The 17414-nt window shown below is 62.1% G+C and carries 15 protein-coding genes; 11 read left to right on the top strand and 4 right to left on the bottom strand.

The window, feature by feature from the left end:
* Positions 1-32: 32 nt before the first annotated feature.
* The 6 genes from rpsT (at position 33) to EN993_RS07585 (ending at position 6669) form a co-directional block, all read left to right on the top strand.
* Positions 33-299 (top strand): 30S ribosomal protein S20, encoded by a 267-nt coding sequence (rpsT, locus tag EN993_RS07610; protein WP_013533694.1) that lies wholly within the window; start codon positions 33-35, stop codon positions 297-299.
* Positions 300-1226: 927 nt separating this feature from the next.
* On the top strand, positions 1227-2699 hold the full coding sequence (dnaA, locus tag EN993_RS07605; RefSeq protein ID WP_245468682.1) for a chromosomal replication initiator protein DnaA: 1473 nt from the start codon (positions 1227-1229) through the stop codon (positions 2697-2699).
* A 300-nt stretch (positions 2700-2999) separates the two neighbouring features.
* Positions 3000-3977 (top strand): DNA polymerase III subunit beta, encoded by a 978-nt coding sequence (dnaN, locus tag EN993_RS07600; protein WP_127262819.1) that lies wholly within the window; start codon positions 3000-3002, stop codon positions 3975-3977.
* A gap of 208 nt (positions 3978-4185) precedes the next feature.
* Positions 4186-5325: a DNA replication/repair protein RecF gene (recF, locus tag EN993_RS07595; RefSeq protein ID WP_127262818.1), complete on the top strand. Its 1140-nt coding sequence runs from the start codon at positions 4186-4188 to the stop codon at positions 5323-5325.
* 95 nt (positions 5326-5420) lie between these two features.
* Entirely contained in the window at positions 5421-6176 is a 756-nt protein-coding gene (locus EN993_RS07590; protein ID WP_126067602.1) for a molybdopterin-synthase adenylyltransferase MoeB, read from the top strand.
* Between the two features lie 4 nt (positions 6177-6180).
* Positions 6181-6669 carry a GNAT family N-acetyltransferase gene (locus tag EN993_RS07585; RefSeq protein WP_127262817.1) on the top strand — a complete coding sequence of 163 codons (489 nt, stop codon included), beginning with the start codon at positions 6181-6183 and terminating at the stop codon, positions 6667-6669.
* Positions 6670-6842: 173 nt separating this feature from the next.
* Here EN993_RS07585 and EN993_RS07580 read toward each other — a convergent pair whose 3' ends face one another.
* On the bottom strand, positions 6843-7844 hold the full coding sequence (locus EN993_RS07580) for a D-glycerate dehydrogenase (protein WP_109666410.1): 1002 nt from the start codon (positions 7842-7844) through the stop codon (positions 6843-6845).
* Positions 7845-8003: 159 nt separating this feature from the next.
* Between EN993_RS07580 and EN993_RS07575 the strand changes: the two genes are divergently transcribed.
* Positions 8004-8564 (top strand): SH3 domain-containing protein, encoded by a 561-nt coding sequence (locus EN993_RS07575; RefSeq protein WP_126067601.1) that lies wholly within the window; start codon positions 8004-8006, stop codon positions 8562-8564.
* Positions 8565-9000: 436 nt separating this feature from the next.
* Here the strand turns inward: EN993_RS07575 and irrA are convergent, their stop codons facing one another.
* The gene (gene irrA / locus EN993_RS07565) at positions 9001-9432 is read right to left on the bottom strand and encodes an iron response transcriptional regulator IrrA (RefSeq protein WP_024503471.1); all 432 of its coding nucleotides are present in this window, start codon (positions 9430-9432) and stop codon (positions 9001-9003) included.
* Between the two features lie 243 nt (positions 9433-9675).
* On the opposite strand from irrA, the gene fabA reads away from it, so the two are divergent.
* The 4 genes from fabA to EN993_RS07545 all read left to right on the top strand — a co-directional run bounded on the left by fabA (position 9676) and on the right by EN993_RS07545 (position 14025).
* A complete protein-coding gene (fabA, locus tag EN993_RS07560) occupies positions 9676-10191 on the top strand; it encodes a 3-hydroxyacyl-[acyl-carrier-protein] dehydratase FabA (protein ID WP_013527885.1) in 516 nt (171 codons plus the stop codon).
* Between the two features lie 36 nt (positions 10192-10227).
* On the top strand, positions 10228-11448 hold the full coding sequence (gene fabB / locus EN993_RS07555; RefSeq protein WP_126067599.1) for a beta-ketoacyl-ACP synthase I: 1221 nt from the start codon (positions 10228-10230) through the stop codon (positions 11446-11448).
* Between the two features lie 13 nt (positions 11449-11461).
* Positions 11462-12274, top strand: coding sequence for an enoyl-ACP reductase FabI (gene fabI / locus EN993_RS07550; RefSeq protein ID WP_109666399.1), 813 nt, complete (start codon positions 11462-11464; stop codon positions 12272-12274).
* 206 nt (positions 12275-12480) lie between these two features.
* On the top strand, positions 12481-14025 hold the full coding sequence (locus EN993_RS07545) for a bifunctional diguanylate cyclase/phosphodiesterase (RefSeq protein ID WP_127262816.1): 1545 nt from the start codon (positions 12481-12483) through the stop codon (positions 14023-14025).
* 75 nt (positions 14026-14100) lie between these two features.
* Here the strand turns inward: EN993_RS07545 and EN993_RS07540 are convergent, their stop codons facing one another.
* Positions 14101-15120, bottom strand: a complete 1020-nt coding sequence (locus EN993_RS07540; RefSeq protein WP_127262815.1) for a class I SAM-dependent methyltransferase — start codon at positions 15118-15120, stop codon at positions 14101-14103.
* Between the two features lie 132 nt (positions 15121-15252).
* A complete protein-coding gene (gene pnp, locus EN993_RS07535; protein ID WP_127262814.1) occupies positions 15253-17400 on the bottom strand; it encodes a polyribonucleotide nucleotidyltransferase in 2148 nt (715 codons plus the stop codon).
* Between the last annotated feature and the right edge of the window lie 14 nt (positions 17401-17414).

Genomic DNA, 17414 nt, shown 5'->3' with positions numbered 1-17414 from the left:
CATGCGGCCGACCAGATCAGAAGAGAGGCATCATGGCCAATACATCCTCGGCCAAAAAGGCAACGCGCAAGATCGTCCGCCGCGCAGCGATCAACAAGAACCGCCGCTCGCGCGTCCGCACCTATATCCGCCAGGTCGAAGAGGCACTTGCCTCCGGTGACAAGGCTGCCGCACAGGCTGCCTTCAAGATCGCGGAGCCGGAATTGATGCGCGCCGCAACCAAGGGCGTGATCCACAAGAACACAGCGTCCCGCAAGGTGTCGCGACTGGCCCAGCGGGTCAAAGTTCTCTCGGCCTAATATAACTTCCCTAGACTGACGTTCTTTCGAACCCGGCCGTTTGTGCCGGGTTTTTTCGTTTGCCGGCAAGCACTTAAAAAGAATGTCCGGAAACGGCGTCTTGTGCGGATTTCACGATTGGGAATACTTTGCCGGCATATGCATGCCTGCTGTTGGCCGGCATGCTTGAAAAGGGCCGGCTTAAAGATTCTTAGCTATCAGAAATAGCCTATATTTTTCAGACACTTACAGATGGTGATCCACAGCTTGTCCACACCGGGCCAACCCGATGGGGGACAAGTAGCTGTCAAGCGAAATATTTCAGAATATTTCTCTAAGCGCCCGGTTTTTCATATTCGCCGGAAAAGGGTTTGAATCACAATGGCTTTGTTAAAATGTGCCGTTGCGGCACGCCACTCGAACCCGCCTCCAGTAACCAGATTCCTTAAAAATCCGTTAGACGTGGCCTTGCCCTATCCACAGCGATTTCGGTAATGTCGATCTATCGAAAGGGACGGGCTCTGGACCTTACACCCAGCCTGAATCGGCCAGCTTAAATTGGCGGGATTTGCAACGCGGATCAAGTCCGCGGACCGATTTGGTTTGTCTTTTTTCGACACGGTAGGGGACTGGCGTAACTAGACATGGCAGGTAGATGGCGCGCCGGCGCTCTTTTCGCCGGACGGTGTTGTATTGCCCTGACATACCCAACGCGGACTGGCTTCCATGGGCCGGCACCGGTTCCCCTCGATAATGGGCGACGTTCATCTGCCGGCGGCGGCAGCGGACGTCGTAGCAAAGACGCAGTCGCCGGAACCGGATGCAGGAGGCGCATCCCCGGTGGAAAAACAGGTACGGAAGGACAAGGAAAAGATCATGCAGAGCGGCATCGAAAGGGAACTTACGGGCGACCTCCCATTTCCTGGAACTTTGATCGGAGCAAACGACATGGCGGTCTCCAGCGACGCGGAACAGAAATTCGACCGGGTCAGGACCCAGTTGAAGGCGCGCCTGGGAACCGAAGTCTATTCGAGCTGGTTTGGCCGCATGAAGGTCGCGGAGGCTTCCAAGGGCATTGTCCGCATCTCGGTGCCCACCGCCTTCCTGCGCTCATGGATCAACGGCCACTATCTCGACCTCATCTCCGAGTTGTGGAAGCAGGAGGATCCCGATCTCCTCAAGATCGACATCGTCGTGCGCACGGCAACCCGCCAGGGACGCAGCCAGGCCGAGCCGGAGGTGGTGCCGGCACGCAAGATGACTCGGCAGACGCAGACGGTGCTTGCCGCCGGCACCGTCAGCCCCGGCCGGACAGAGCGTGCACCGGCTCCGCGTCCGGGCACACCGGTCGAGAGCGAATTCCGCCACAATGTGCTGGGGTCACCGCTTGATCCGCGCTACACGTTCGGCTCCTTCATCGAGGGACCGTCGAACCGGGTGGCCTTCGCCGCAGCCAAGGCAGTGGCGGAATCGCAATCGAGCGCGGTGCGCTTCAACCCGCTTTTCCTTCATGCAACCGTCGGGCTCGGCAAGACACATTTGTTGCAGGCCATCGCCGCGGAATCGCTGAAGCAGAACCCCAAGTCGCGCGTCGTCTATCTCACGGCCGAGTATTTCATGTGGCGCTTTGCCACCGCGATCCGTGACAACAACGCGCTGACGCTCAAGGAACAGCTGCGCGACATCGACCTGCTCATCATCGACGACATGCAGTTCCTGCAGGGCAAGTCGATCCAGCATGAATTCTGCCACCTGATCAACATGTTGCTCGACAGCGCCAAGCAGGTTGTCGTCGCCGCCGACCGGCCGCCGTCGGAACTGGAATCGCTCGAACCGCGGGTCCGTTCGCGCCTCAATGGTGGTGTCGCGCTCGAAATGTCGGCGCCTGATTTCGCCATGCGCCTTGGCATGCTCAAATTGCGCCTTGCCACCGCCAGGGTCGATGACGCGTCGCTGAACATTTCGGAAGAGATCCTCAATCACGTCGCACGCACCGTGACCGGCAGCGGACGCGAACTGGAAGGCGCCTTCAACCAGCTGCTGTTCCGTCAATCCTTCGAGCCGCAGATCACCATCGACCGGATCGACGAGATCCTCGGCCACATCTATCGTACCGGCGAGCCGAAGCGGGTCCGTATCGAGGACATCCAGCGCATCGTCGCGCGCCACTACAATGTGTCGAAGACCGAATTGCTGTCCAACCGACGCACGCGCACCATCGTCAAGCCGCGGCAGGTCGCCATGTACCTGTCGAAGGTGATGACACCGCGCTCGCTGCCCGAGATCGGACGGCGTTTCGGCGGCCGCGATCACACCACGGTGCTGCATGCCGTGCGCAAGATCGAGGACCTATCCGGCAACGACAACACGCTGGCGCAGGAACTCGAGCTCTTGAGGCGGTTGATCAACGACCAGGCCTGACCGGACTGGGGCGAACCGGAACAACGCCGGAATTCAATGGCTTGCCAGTGCGGCCCGGGGCCTGGGATAGGCTCGTGGCGCCGCCTGGAAGCGGCCCGGATTTCGGTTTTATGACACCGGCTCGCGGACTTCGTGCCCTTTATCCCCAGAAAGCCCGCGTAGCCTGCCCGAACCGGTGGCGCGGGCTTGCGTTTGCTGGTTTTTTCCTGTCAGTTTACGCAGATTCTGAGCCTGTTCAGACCTTTCGCGGGGCGCCGCCCACTGGTGACCCGTCATTCATTCAAGCGAGCCTGTTTCGTCATGCGTGTTATCCTGGAACGGTCAAATCTCCTGAAGTCGCTCAACCACGTCCACCGTGTGGTCGAGCGGCGCAACACCATACCGATCCTGTCCAACGTGCTGCTCAGCGCCGAAGGCGCCAGCCTTGAGATGAAGGCGACCGACCTCGACCTCGAGGTGACGGAGGCGACGCCCGCCAAGGTGGAGCGCGGCGGGGCGACGACAGTTCCGGCACATCTGCTCTACGACATCGTGCGCAAGCTCGCCGATGGCGCCGAGGTGATGCTGAAGACGGACGAGGACGGCAACGCCATGACGGTGACGTCAGGCCGCTCGAGCTTCCGCCTTCAGTGCCTGCCGCAATCCGACTTCCCGGAGCTTTCGGCCGGATCCTTCTCGCATATCTTCCGTCTCGACTCGGTTGCCCTGAGAGGCCTGATCGAGAAGACCCAGTTCGCCATCTCCACCGAGGAGACGCGCTACTACCTGAACGGCATCTACCTGCACACGCATGAGGTCGGCGGCAAGCTGAAGCTGCGCTCGGTGGCGACCGACGGCCACCGTCTGGCGCGCGCCGAGATCGACGCACCGGCCGGTTCCGAGGGCATGCCGGGCATCATCATTCCGCGCAAGACGGTGAGCGAGCTGCAGAAGCTGGTCGACGATCCGGATGTCGCGGTCACCACCGAACTGTCGGACACCAAGATCCGCTTCACCATCGGCAGCGTGGTTTTGACCTCGAAGCTGTCGATCAGCGAGGGTCAGGTGACGCTTGCGGTCAACAATCCGGATTCGGGCAGCGCCACCGAGGAGCTGGCGGCGGATTATTCATCGGATCCGATCGAGATCGGCTTCAACGCCAAATATCTGCTCGACGTTGCCGCGCAGCTGACCGGCACGGAGGCCAAGTTCATGCTGGCCGATGCCGGTTCGCCGACGCTGATCCACGACATGGCCGACGAGACCGCACTCTATGTGCTGATGCCGATGCGGGTGTAGCCGGCGCGGTGTCAGCAATTCGGTCTTGTAGCGGAGCGGCGGCAAGAATGATGATTGCGGCAACTTCCAGAGCTATTCCAGGAAAAGTGTGAAGTGGGTTTCCCGGGAAAGCGCACAGCGCTTTCCCTTGGGAATTGCGTTAAAACAAAGAGATAGAGCGGTTCTGCGTTTCCGTGAAACGATGGACCGCTCTATAGGCGGATAGCGGTTGCCGATACAGAACCATATAAGTAAGCTAACGCTTACTAATTTCCGCAACTATGCGGCGCTGACGATCGATCTGGCGCCAGGTGCCGTGGTTTTTTCCGGCGACAACGGTGCCGGCAAGACCAATCTCCTCGAAGCGATCTCCTTTTTGACACCGGGGCGTGGCTTGCGCCGCGCCCCCTACGCTGATGTCGCGCGCGAAGGTGGCGACGGCGGCTTTGCGCTGCATGCCCAGCTCGACGGACCTGACGGCCAGGTCGAGATCGGAACGGGCATTGCCGGCGGCGACACTGCCGGCGAAGGCGGCAGGCGGGTGCGCATCAACGGCGCTTCGGCGCGTTCGGCCGAGGACATGCTGGAATGGCTGCGCGTGGTCTGGCTGACGCCGGCGATGGACGCGTTGTTCACCGGGCCGGCCGCAGATCGCCGCCGCTTTCTCGACCGGTTGGTGCTGGCGATCGACCCCAGCCACGGGCAACGTGCGATCGACTACGAGAAGGCGATGCGCGGCCGTAATCGCCTGCTTACCGAAGGCTCCCGGGACGACCGTTGGTTCGACGCGATCGAGACGCAGATGGCCGAAACCGGTGTGGCGATCGCCGCGGCGCGAGCCGAGATGGTGCGCCTTCTGGCCGCCATGATCGACAGGCTGCCCGACACGGGACCATTTCCGCAGGCCGATATCGGCCTTTCGGGCGACCTGGAAGCCGAAATTGCCACCGCGCCGGCGGTCGATGTCGAGGAGCGCTTCCGCCGGACGCTTATCGAGGGCCGTGACCGCGATCGTGCCGCCGGACGCACGCTCGAGGGACCGCACCGTTCGGACCTGGTGGTTCGGCACCGTCCCAAGGCGATGCCGGCCGAGCTTTGCTCGACAGGCGAGCAAAAGGCGCTGCTGGTCGGCATCGTGCTGTCGCATGCCCGGCTGACCGGCGAAATGTCGGGCATGACGCCGATCCTGTTGCTCGACGAGATAGCCGCGCATCTCGATAGCGGGCGGCGCGCGGCGCTGTTTTCCATCCTGGAAGAACTGAACTGCCAAGCGTTCATGACCGGAACCGATGCAGCGCTGTTTTCCAGTCTCAAGGGGCGTGCGCAGTTCCTGACCGTCGACCACGGCGTGATTGGGCCAACGATCTAGATCTTATGCAGGTCGTTGGCCCAAAACCGCTTCACACATTTGGGCGACATGCATTAGCTCCTGACAAGGTTTTTCAGTCCCTATATGGTCTGGCAATGACCGCTGCCGCCCTGACCGCCGACGAGATCGAACGCTATGCCCGCCACATCGTGCTGCCCGAAATCGGCGGTGCCGGCCAGCAGAGGCTGAAGCAGGCGCGGGTGCTGGTCATCGGCGCCGGCGGGCTGGGCGCGCCGGTGCTTGAATATCTTGCCGCCGCCGGCGTCGGCACGCTCGGCGTGGTCGATGATGACACCGTTTCGCTGTCCAACCTGCAGCGTCAGGTCATTCACGGCACCGACACTGTGGGTATGCTGAAAACCGATAGCGCCAAGGCGGCAATCGCCCGCATCAATCCAAACACAAAGGTTGAAACGCACGCAATCCGGCTGAACCCGGACAATGCACCTGCCCTCGTCGCCGCCTATGACATCGTCGTCGACGGCTCGGACAATTTCGAAACCCGCTATGCGGTGGCGGATGCCTGCGCGAGCGCTGGGAAACCGCTGGTGCATGCCGCCGTCGGACGCTTCGACGGCTCCGTCACGGTGCTGAAGCCATTCGAAGACAGCAAGGACGGCAAGCCCAACCCAGGCTATCGCGATCTGTTTCCCGAAGCGCCACCGCCGGGCCTGGTGCCGTCCTGTGCCGAAGCCGGTGTGCTTGGCGCGCTGACCGGCGTCATCGGCACGCTGCAGGCGATGGAGGCGATCAAACTGGTCACCGGCATTGGCGAACCGCTGGTCGGCCGGCTGCTGCTCTATGATGCGTTGGCGGCGCGCTTCGACACGATCCGCTACAAGAGAAACTGACCCCGTGGAGCGGAGCGACGCCGTCCCCATCACACAGATAGTGGCCGGCTTCGACCGTTGGGACGATGTGCTCGCATTGATCATGCGTGCCTTCGCCTCGATGGACGGCGTCATCGACCCGCCCTCCTCGGCCCACTTGCTGACCGCCGACAGCCTGCGGGACAAGGCGCGGCGGGAGACCGGCTTCGTGGCGCTCGAGGGCGACAGGATCGTCGGCTGTGTCTTTGCCCTTGAAAGGGTCGCGGAATTCTATGTCGGCAAGCTCGCCGTGGCTCCGGACTGCCAGGGACAAGGCATTGGCCGGCGGCTGATGCAGGCGGTCGAAGGCCTTGCCCGCAGCCGCGGCAAGGCCGCCATTGAGCTTCAGACGCGAGTCGAACTGACCGGAAACCATGCAGCCTTTGCTCGCCTCGGCTTTCAAGAGACCGAGCGGACGGCGCATGAAGGCTACGACAGGGCGACCTCGATCACCATGCGCAAGGCTCTTGCGTAAGCTTGACCTTTCGTTTCAAGGCAGAAAAATGTTGCGCCGCGATAGAACCTGTCATCCCGATTGAATCGGGATGGGCTCTATCTGTATCTGTTCGTTTGAACATGATCTCTGGACAAACGGTTTCCGTTTGTCCGAGAAAACCGGTTTCCACTTTTCGGGATCATGCTCTAGCGTCAAGTTCTGAGCGGCAGCACGCGGTCCGGCGGGCGATGGCCGTCGACGAAGGCGCGGATGTTGATGATCACCTTTTCACCCATGTCGATGCGGCCCTCGAGCGTCGCCGAGCCCATATGCGGCAGAAGCACGACCTTGTTCTTGGCGGCGAGCTTCAGCAGCTTGCCGTTCAAAGCCGGCTCGTGCTCGTAGACGTCAAGACCGGCGCCGGCAATCTTGCCGTCCTGGATCAGCTTGACCAGCGCTTCCTCGTCGATGATGTCGCCGCGCGCGGTGTTGACGACATAGGCGGTAGGCTGCAGCAGCGCCAGCCGCCGCGCCGAAAGCAGATGAAAGGTCGCCGGCGTCGACGGGCAGTTGACCGAAATGATGTCCATGCGGGCCAGCATCTGGTCTAGACTCTCCCAATAGGTCGCCTCCAGCTCGTCTTCCACGGCCGGCAGCACGCGGTGGCGGTTGTGGTAGTGAATGGAAAGACCGAACGCTTTGGCCCGCCTCGCGACGGCGGTGCCGATGCGCCCCATGCCGACAATGCCCAGCCGCTTGCCCCAGATGCGCCGGCCAAGCATCCAGGTCGGCGACCAGCCGGCCCATTTCTTGTCGCCGGTGAGCACATTGGCGCCTTCCGCCAGCCGCCGCGGCACCGCCAGCATCAGCGCCATGGTCATGTCTGCGGTGTCCTCGGTCAGGACATTGGGCGTGTTGGTGACGGTGATGCCCCTCTTGGCCGCGGCGGTGACATCGATCTTGTCGACGCCGTTGCCGAAATTGGCGATCAGCTTGAGGTTGTCGCCGGCCTGGGCGATCAACGCCGCATCGATCTGGTCCGTCACCGTCGGCACCAGCACGTCGGCCTCCTTGACCGCCGCAACCAGTTCCGGCTGCGTCATCGGCCTATCCTCGACATTCAGCCTTGCGTCGAACAGTTCGCGCATGCGGGTCTCGACCGGGTCGGGCAGCTTTCGCGTGATGACGACGAGAGGCTTCTTTTTGCCTGCCATTGTTTCCTCGTACCCCGATCTCGTTGAGACCTCTTTAACCAAGACCGGCGAAACTGAAAGCCGGTCGCGGTGCCGATTACCCCATGTAACAAGCGGTGCCGCCGAAGACAAAGAAAAAGGGGCGCCGAGGCCGATGGGCAAGCGCCGAAAGGAATGAAAGTGTCTGGTTTCGCGTCGCTTCGCCTGACCCTCAGTGCAGCATTTCTCGGCGCTTTGCTTTATTCTCCGCTTGCGGCCGCGCAGAGTGCCGCAGCACCTGCCCAGAGCGTCGTCACGCTCGGGCCGAGCGGCCTGCCGCTGCCGCGATTCGTCAGCCTGAAATCCGGCCGCGTCAACTCGCGCGTCGGCCCCGGCGCCAACTACTCGGTCGACTGGATGTATATGAAGGCCGGCCTGCCGATGGAGATCATCCAGGAATTCGACACATGGCGCCGCGTGCGCGATGCCGATGGTTCGGAAGGCTGGATCAACCAGTCGCTGCTCTCCGGCCGACGCACGGCAATCGTCGCACCATGGCAGCGCGGCAAGGGCGCGCAGATCAACCTTCTCAACAGCCCCGACAAGGATGCAAGGGTGGTCGCGATGGTCGAGCCGGGGGTGATGGGCACGATCAAATCCTGCGACGGTCAGTGGTGCGAAATGACGTTCGACGGCCACACCGGCTGGCTTGCCCAGTCGATCGTCTGGGGCGCCTATCCCGGCGAACGGGTCAAGGACTAATCTTTTGACCCTTTGAGCGCGATCTTTTGAAGATTCGCGGTCGTGGTTCTGGCGCCCGATACGGCCGAGATGGGTGTCCTGAAAGCCGGTCGACAGCTTCAGGCCGTAGCCCAGCGCACGGTCGATGGCGATGTGGGCGACCCAGATCAGCGCGACCGCGATTGCGGTCGCATTGCCGGACATATACCCGGCGATCAGCAGCGGCACCGGCACGATCAGGATGTGCAAGGCATTGTAGGCAAGAGCACCGACTCGAGGCCCCGCCAGATAGCCGAACATCGACAGGTCCGGCGCCAGGATGAGCAATCCGAACAGCCACCAGGACATGCTGGCCGAACCGTAGAAAACGACGGCAGCAGCAGCCACAAACGCCCATTCGAGCCGGATTGTGAGATCGACGGATTTCATCCCCGACAGATGATTCTGGCCTGGCCGATCATTCGCGGCGTTTGGGGCGCAGCCTCACCACGATGTCGACATTGGCGATCTCCATCCCTTCCGGCGGCTCCGGCAGGTTGGCAACCGTCACCGGACCGCTGTCGATGTCGAATATGCGGTTTTCGCCTTCGATGTAGAAATGGTGGTGGTCGGACGTGTTGGTGTCGAAATAGGTCTTTGCGCCCTCGACAGCGAGGATGCGCAACAGTCCCGCCTGGGTGAACTGGTGAAGGGCATTGTAGACGGTGGCCAACGAAACCGGCACGCCGGCGGCAACCGCCTCCTCGTGCAGTTCCTCAGCCGACAAATGGCGGTCGCCCTTGGCGAAAAGCAGGTCTGCCAGCGCAATGCGCTGACGCGTCGGCCTCAGGCCGGCTTCACGGACCCGCTTGTCCACAGCGACATTTTCCTTCCGGCCGTCCAGGTCCATCTTCTCGTCGAACCCCACAGTTCCGCCCCAAGACACGCCCAGAATGGCAAAAAAATGAACGTCTGCCGAAACCGGACCTCTCAGGACATATATTCTGTCGTCCGAATGCGATCAATAGCGCGCATTGACCCAGGCAGACGAGCAGGTTAAGCGCAAACGCCGGTTTCCGGCCTGAAACAGATTGTGTTAGGAAACCAACGACAAGGGCACCCGATAGCCCGAAACGATATGGGGACGAGATTGATGGCGGGTAAATCCAGCTACGAGTACGACGAATTGCTGGCCTGCGCCCGCGGCGAACTGTTCGGACCGGGCAATGCCCAGCTTCCCTATCCGCCCATGCTGATGTTCGACCGTATCACCGAGATCAGCGAGACGGGCGGCGCCTTCGAGAAGGGTTTCATCCGCGCGGAGTTCGACATCAAGCCGGATCTGTGGTTCTTTGCCTGCCATTTCATCGGCAATCCGATCATGCCGGGGTGCCTCGGCCTCGACGCCATGTGGCAATTGACGGGCTTCTATCTTGGCTGGCTCGGCGAACCCGGCAAGGGGATGGCGCTGTCGACCGGTGAGGTGAAATTCAAGGGCATGGTGACGCCCTCGGTGAAGAAGGTCGAGTATGGCATCGACTTCAAGCGCGTGATGCGAGGTCGGCTGGTGCTCGGCATCGCCGATGGCTGGCTGAAGGCAGATGGCGAACCCATATACGCGGCAACGGATTTGAAAGTCGGTCTGTCCAAGCAGTCGGCGGTCGGCTGACCGGCGTCCCGGCCCGCCCCCTGGAAGGAGTTGCGAATGAGACGTGTCGTAGTCACAGGCCTCGGCATCGTGTCGTCGATCGGCAACAATGCCAACGAGGTGCAAGCCTCGCTGCATGACGCCAGATCCGGCATCAGCTTCTCCGATTCCTTCGCCGAACACGGCTTCCGCTGCCAGGTCTGGGGAGCGCCGACGCTCGATCCATCGGCCATGATCGATCGCCGTGCGATGCGCTTCCTGAGCCAGGGTGCGGCCTGGAACCACGTCGCCATGGATCAGGCGATCGCAGATGCGGGCCTCGGCGAGAGCGACATCACCAATGAGCGCACCGGCATCGTCATGGGATCGGGCGGACCATCCACCCGCACCATCGTCGAAGCGGCCGAAATCACGCTGAAGAACGGCAGTCCCAAGCGCATCGGTCCGTTTGCGGTGCCGAAGGCGATGTCGTCGACCGCATCGGCAACGCTTGCCACATGGTTCAAGATCCACGGCGTCAACTACTCGATCTCGTCGGCCTGCTCGACCTCGGCGCATTGCATCGGCAATGGCTACGAATTGATCCAGTGGGGCAAGCAGGACATGGTTTTTGCCGGCGGCCACGAGGATCTCGACTGGACGATGTCGGACCTCTTCGACGCGATGGGCGCCATGTCGTCGAAATTCAACGACAAGGCATCGACCGCTTCGCGCGCGTATGACGCCAATCGCGACGGCTTCGTCATCGCCGGCGGCGCCGGCGTGCTGGTGCTGGAAGAGCTGGAGCATGCCAAGGCGCGCGGCGCCAAGATCTACGCCGAGATCGTCGGCTACGGCGCGACCTCCGACGGCCACGACATGGTTGCCCCTTCAGGCGAAGGCGCGGTCCGCTGCATGCGCCAGGCGCTGGCCACGGTGTCCACGCCGGTCGACTACATCAACACCCATGGCACGTCGACGCCGGTGGGCGATTCCAAGGAAATGGGCGCGATCCGCGAGGTGTTCGGCCCAGAGATGCCGTACATCACCTCGACGAAATCGCTGACCGGCCATTCGCTGGGTGCGGCCGGCGTCCAGGAATCCATCTACTCGATCCTCATGATGCAGGGCGGCTTCATCGGCGAAAGCGCCCATATCGAGACCCTCGACCCTGAATTCGAGGGCATGCCGATCGTGCGAAAGCGCATCGACGACGCCAGGATCGACACTGTCTTGTCAAATTCGTTCGGCTTCGGTGGCACCAACGCCACGCTCGTTTTCCAGCGCTATTCCGCATAAGGATTTGCCGGCCATGGACGGATTGATGAAGGGCAAGCGCGGGCTTGTCATGGGTGTCGCCAACGATCATTCGATCGCCTGGGGAATCGCCCGGAAATTATCCGAACACGGGGCGGAACTCGCCTTCACCTATCAGGGCGATGCCTTCGGACGCCGGGTCAAGCCGCTGGCCGACAAGCTCGGCGCCTCGCTGGTCGTGCCGTGCGACGTCGAGGACAGCGCTTCGGTCGCCGCCACGTTCGAGACCCTGGGCAAGGAATGGGGCGGGCTGGATTTCGTCGTCCACGCCATCGGCTTTTCCGACAAGAACGAGCTGAAAGGCCTCTACGCCGACACCAGCCGGGACAATTTCGTCCGCACCATGGTGATCTCCTGCTACTCCTTCACCGAGATCGCCCGCCACGCGGCCGCCTTGATGCAGGACGGCGGATCGATGATCACGCTGACCTATGCGGGGTCGGTCCGCGTCATGCCGAATTACAATGTCATGGGCGTCGCCAAGGCCGGACTGGAGGCCAGTGTGCGCTACCTCGCCAACGACTACGGTCCGCGCGGCATCAGGGTGAACGGCATATCGGCTGGACCGGTGCGTACGCTCGCCGGCGCCGGCATTTCCGACGCCCGCCACATGTTCTCCTACCAGCAGCGCAACTCGCCGCTGCGCCGCACGGTGACCATCGACGAGGTCGGCGGCTCCGCGCTTTATCTGCTGTCCGATCTGTCTTCCGGCGTTACCGGCGAAATCCACTATGTCGATTCCGGCTATCACATCGTTTCCATGCCGACGCTCGACGAATTGAAGCAGACCGACGGCGGGCGAGACTAATGCATGTCGCCCAAAAGTGCGCAGCGGTTTTGGGACAACGACATTTATAAAACAAAAGCTTAAAATGCCCCGACTGAACCCATTTCGACGCGACGCGCTTTAACCCGCTCAAGAAATACTTTCGCTCCAATAAAATTGGACGCATTCGCGGAAACGCATTTTAAGGACATATCCGGTAAAAGGCCCCGTACTCTGGGGATCTTTCAATGTCCACCGTCAGCAACCCGAAGCGAACACCGATGTTCCGACTGCTCACCATAGCGAGTTCGGGTCTCGGCAGTTTCGTCCTCGGACTCTGGGGCCTGAAGCTCGGTCTCGGCGATGGCTTCGCCGGCATCTCCACGGACATGATGGTCGCGGTGATGGCCGCTCTTTGCGCACTGGCGGCGTCGGTCGCCGCGATGTCCTTCTTCGCCGGCGTCGACGAATCGGTGGATTTCGTCTTCACGGAAACCCATTTCGACAAGCTGACGGGCCTTTTGGCGCGCCCGGCGATGGTCGGCAAGATTGCCGAGGCGGCATGCTCGACAAGCCGGACCGGCGAGCCGATGTTCCTCATCGATATCGACATCGACCGTTTCAAGCAGATCAATGATGCCATCGGCTACAGCCAGGGCGACGAGCTGATCCGCGCCTTCACCAAGCGACTGAAGACTTGCATGCCGCAGCGCGCGCTGATCGGACGCATCGGTGCCGGTGAATTCGCGATTCTGCTCCCTGACAACCAGGTTTCAGGGTCCTTGGAAAGCACCGTAGAGAGGCTCATCGACGAGATGATGGAGCCCTATGATCTCGGCACGCACCTGCAATCGGTCAGCCTGTCGGTGGGCATCGTGGCGATGCCAAAGGACGGCGTCGATCCCGTCCTCATCCTGCGCCGCTCCAATCTGGCGCTGCAGAATGCACGCGCTAGCGGCGTTGGCAACTGGTCGGTCTTCCATGCCGAAATGGGCAGGGTCGCCGACCATCGCCAGTGGATCGAATCCGAACTGAATACAGCCTTCGAACGCGGTGACTTCGATCTTCACTACCAGCCGCAGCTCGATCTCCCGACCGGCCGCATTGTCGGCTACGAAGCGCTGATCCGCTGGCGGCATCCGGAACGCGGCATGATCCCGCCGATGGAGTTCATTCCGATCGCCGAGGAAACCGGCATGATCGGCCCGATCGGCGAATGGGTGCTGCGCAAAGCCTGCAGCGACGCCCGGCATCTGCCCGACGACTGCTTCGTCGCCGTCAACATCTCGCCCGTGCAGTTCATGACCAAGGACTTCGTCGGTACCGTGCGCGACACCATGACAAGCACCGGCATCAAGCCGTCGCGGCTGGAGCTGGAAGTGACCGAGACGGCGATGATGCAGGACCGAGACCGCGCCGCCGCCATCCTGAAGCAGCTTGCGGATATGGGCATCTCGGTCGCCGTCGACGATTTCGGCACCGGCTATTCCAATTTGAGCTACCTGATCGACTTCTCGTTCGGCAAGCTGAAGATCGATCGATCCTTCGTCAGCCGCCTCGATACCGATGCCAGCTCGGGCGCGGTCGTCTCGACCATCGTCGGGCTGTCGCGCGCGCTCGGCGTCAGCATCATTGCCGAAGGCGTCGAGACCGAAAGCCAGGCGACGCTGCTTAGGGCAGCCGGCTGCGAGGTGGTGCAGGGCTACCTGTTCGGCAGGCCGGCCCCTCTCAAGCTCAGGGTCGGCGACGCGCATGTCACCGACGAGGTCCGACGCGTCGCCAATCTGCATTGAGGCGCGACGCGATGTCTGTTTTCGTCTGAGCATGATCTTTTCCGAAAACCGGTATCCACTTTTCGGGATCATGCTTCAACGACGAGCGGAAAGCACCTTGAACATGCCGTCACGGGCGAGTTCGGCATGGCTCGAAAAAGCGGCCGCCAGGATCGGCTCATAGGGAAGCTGACGGTTGGCGACCATGAACAGCCGCCCGCCTGGCTTCAAGGCCTTGGCCGCCGCGCGGATCATGCCGGCGCCGATCTCCGGCTCGGCCGCCCGGCTGCGATGAAAGGGCGGGTTCATGGCGATCGCGTCGTAGCGCTTCTCGACCGGTTCCTTCAGCAGATCGACCCAGAAGAAATTCCTGGCGATCGACTGGCTGACCCCCGCCAGATTGCGCTTTGCGGCTTCGAGCGAGGCGAAATCGGCCTCGTAGAGGTCGAGCGCCGGAACGCTGGGGGAGCGGTCGGCGATCTCGGCAGCCACATAGCCCCAGCCGGCGCAGAAATCGGCAATGTTGCCCCGCAAATCATTGGGCAGGTTCTCGACCAGCAATTTCGAGCCGGTATCGATCCGGTCGAAGGAAAACATGCCGGGCGCGGTGTGGAACCGGTTTTCAACCAGCAAGGCGGGATTGGCGGCGCGTAATTCTTCCGCGGCGGCCAGATCGGCGGGACGGCGCAACCAGAAGGCGATGCCGTGATATTTCGGCAGATGGCCTTCAAGCGGCACAAGCTCGTCAACGCGCTTGCGCAGGCTGGCAATGCCATCGTCCTTGCCGCCGGCGACGACCACCAGGCCGCCCGGCGCGACGCGTTCAAGCGCCTCAGCGATGCGCACTTCGTTCAGGCCGCGATGCCGGCCGGCAAGCACAAGTGCCATATCGAAACCGTCGCCTTCCGCTTGTGCGGTGACGATGAGGCCAGACGCCTGCAGCGCGCGAAAATCCGGCCGGAAGCCCTGCACGAGGTGAAGCGCGGCTTCGAAGCCTTCAGGCAGGCGAAAACCCGGTTCGGTGCCCAGAAACAGGACGCGATTGCCCCTTCCCGGCAGAGGAACAGCCTCGGCCTCAAAGGGATGAAAAAGCGTCTTCAGCGGCTCGGCGGACATCGTTCGGTCTCGAAATGAGGTCTGTCTTGGCAATCTGAGAATGAAGACCCGGGCTGAAAATGAAATCCGGGCTGAAAATGAAAACGGGCGCGACCTAAGCCGCGCCCGTTTCGATTCATGATCTCAGACCGATCAGGCGGCGTTTTCTTCGCCTTCGGTCTTCTTGTCGCGGGCGAGTTCCTTGCCGGTGGCCTGGTCGACGACCTTCATCGACAGGCGGACCTTGCCGCGCTCGTCGAAGCCCATCAGCTTGACCCAGACCTTGTCGCCTTCCTTGACCACGTCCGAGGTCTTGGCGACCCGGTCGTTGGCAAGCTGCGAGATGTGGACGAGGCCGTCACGCGGACCGAAGAAGTTGACGAAGGCGCCGAAGTCGGCGGTCTTGACGACCGTGCCTTCATAGATCTCGCCGACTTCCGGCTCGGCGACGATGGTGTGGATCCACTTCTTCGCCGCCTCGATCTCCTTGGCGTTGGACGAAGCGATCTTGACCGTGCCGTCGTCCTCGATGTTGATCTTGGCGCCGGTCTTCTCGACGATCTCGCGGATGACCTTACCGCCCGAACCAATCACGTCGCGGATCTTGTCGGTCGGGATGTGCATCACTTCGATGCGCGGTGCGAACTCACCGAGTTCCGAACGCGCGCCGGAGAGCGCGTGGCCCATCTCGCCGAGGATATGCAGGCGGCCGTCCTTGGCCTGGCCAAGCGCAATCTGCATGATCTCCTCGGTGATGCCATCGATCTTGATGTCCATCTGCAGCGAGGTGATGCCGTTGGCGGTGCCGGCGACCTTGAAGTCCATGTCGCCGAGGTGATCCTCGTCGCCAAGGATGTCGGAGAGAACGGCGAAACGCTCGCCTTCCTTGATCAGGCCCATGGCGATACCGGCGACGGGCTTGGCCAGCGGCACGCCGGCATCCATCAGCGCCAGCGAGGTGCCGCAGACGGTCGCCATCGACGACGAACCGTTGGACTCGGTGATCTCCGAGACGACGCGCAGCGTGTAGGGGAACTGGTCAGCGCTCGGCAGCATCGGGCGAATGGCGCGCCAGGCGAGCTTGCCATGGCCGATTTCGCGGCGGCCCGGCGAACCCATGCGACCGGTCTCACCGACGGAGTAGGGAGGGAAGTTGTAGTGAAGGAGGAACTTCTCCTTGTACATGCCGGTCAGCGAATCGACATACTGCTCGTCCTCGCCGGTACCGAGCGTGGCAACGACCAGCGCCTGGGTCTCGCCGCGGGTGAACAGTGCCGAACCGTGAGTGCGCGGCAGGACGCCGACTTCGGAGACGATCTTGCGAACCGTCTTGAGGTCACGGCCATCGATGCGCGAACCGGTGTCGAGGATGTTCCAGCGCACGACCTTGGCCTGGAGTTCCTTGAACACCGAACCGATCTGCTCGGAGGTGTACTTGGCGTCTTCGCCTTCAGCCGGGGCAAACGCGGCCTTGACCTTCGCCTTGACGGCGTCGACGGCGGCGTAGCGCTTCTGCTTGTCGACGTTCTTGTAGGCCGAGCTGAGTTCGTCGCCGACGATCTTCAGCATCTCTGCTTCGAGCGTGGAATAATCCGGCGCGGTGAAGTCGCGCGGCTCCTTGGCGGCAACTTCGGCCAGCTTGATGATGGCGTCGATGACCGGCTGGAAGCCCTTGTGGCCAAACATGACGGCGCCAAGCATCAGCTCTTCGCCCAATTCCTTGGCCTCGGACTCAACCATCAGCACGGCGTCGGTGGTGCCGGCGACGATGAGGTCGAGCTTGGATTCCTGCATCTCATCGACATGCGGGTTGAGCACGTATTCGCCGTTGATGTAGCCGACGCGGGCGCCGCCGATCGGGCCCATGAACGGAACGCCCGACAGCGTGAGAGCAGCCGAGGTGGCAACGATCGACAGGATGTCGGGATCGTTCTCGAGATCGTGCTGGACGACGGTGACGACGATCTGGGTGTCGTTCTTGTAGCCTGCGGCGAAGAGCGGGCGGATCGGGCGGTCGATGAGGCGGGAAACCAGCGTTTCCTTCTCGCTCGGACGGCCTTCACGCTTGAAATAGCCACCCGGGATCTTGCCGGCGGCGTAGGTCTTTTCCTGGTAGTTGACGGTCAGCGGAAAGAAATCGAGGCCGGGCTTCGGCTCCTTCATCGAAACGACGGTGGCGAGGACCTTGGTCTCGCCGTAGGTGGCGAGCACAGCGCCGTCAGCCTGGCGCGCGATCTTGCCGGTTTCGAGGATGAGCGGACGGCCGCCCCATTCGATTTCCACTTTGTGGTGATTGAACATGTCTTGTCCTTAAT

Source organism: Mesorhizobium sp. M7D.F.Ca.US.004.01.2.1 (assembly GCF_003997785.1).
Taxonomy (GTDB): domain Bacteria; phylum Pseudomonadota; class Alphaproteobacteria; order Rhizobiales; family Rhizobiaceae; genus Mesorhizobium; species Mesorhizobium loti.
This window is presented reverse-complemented; position numbering and strand designations above follow the sequence as displayed.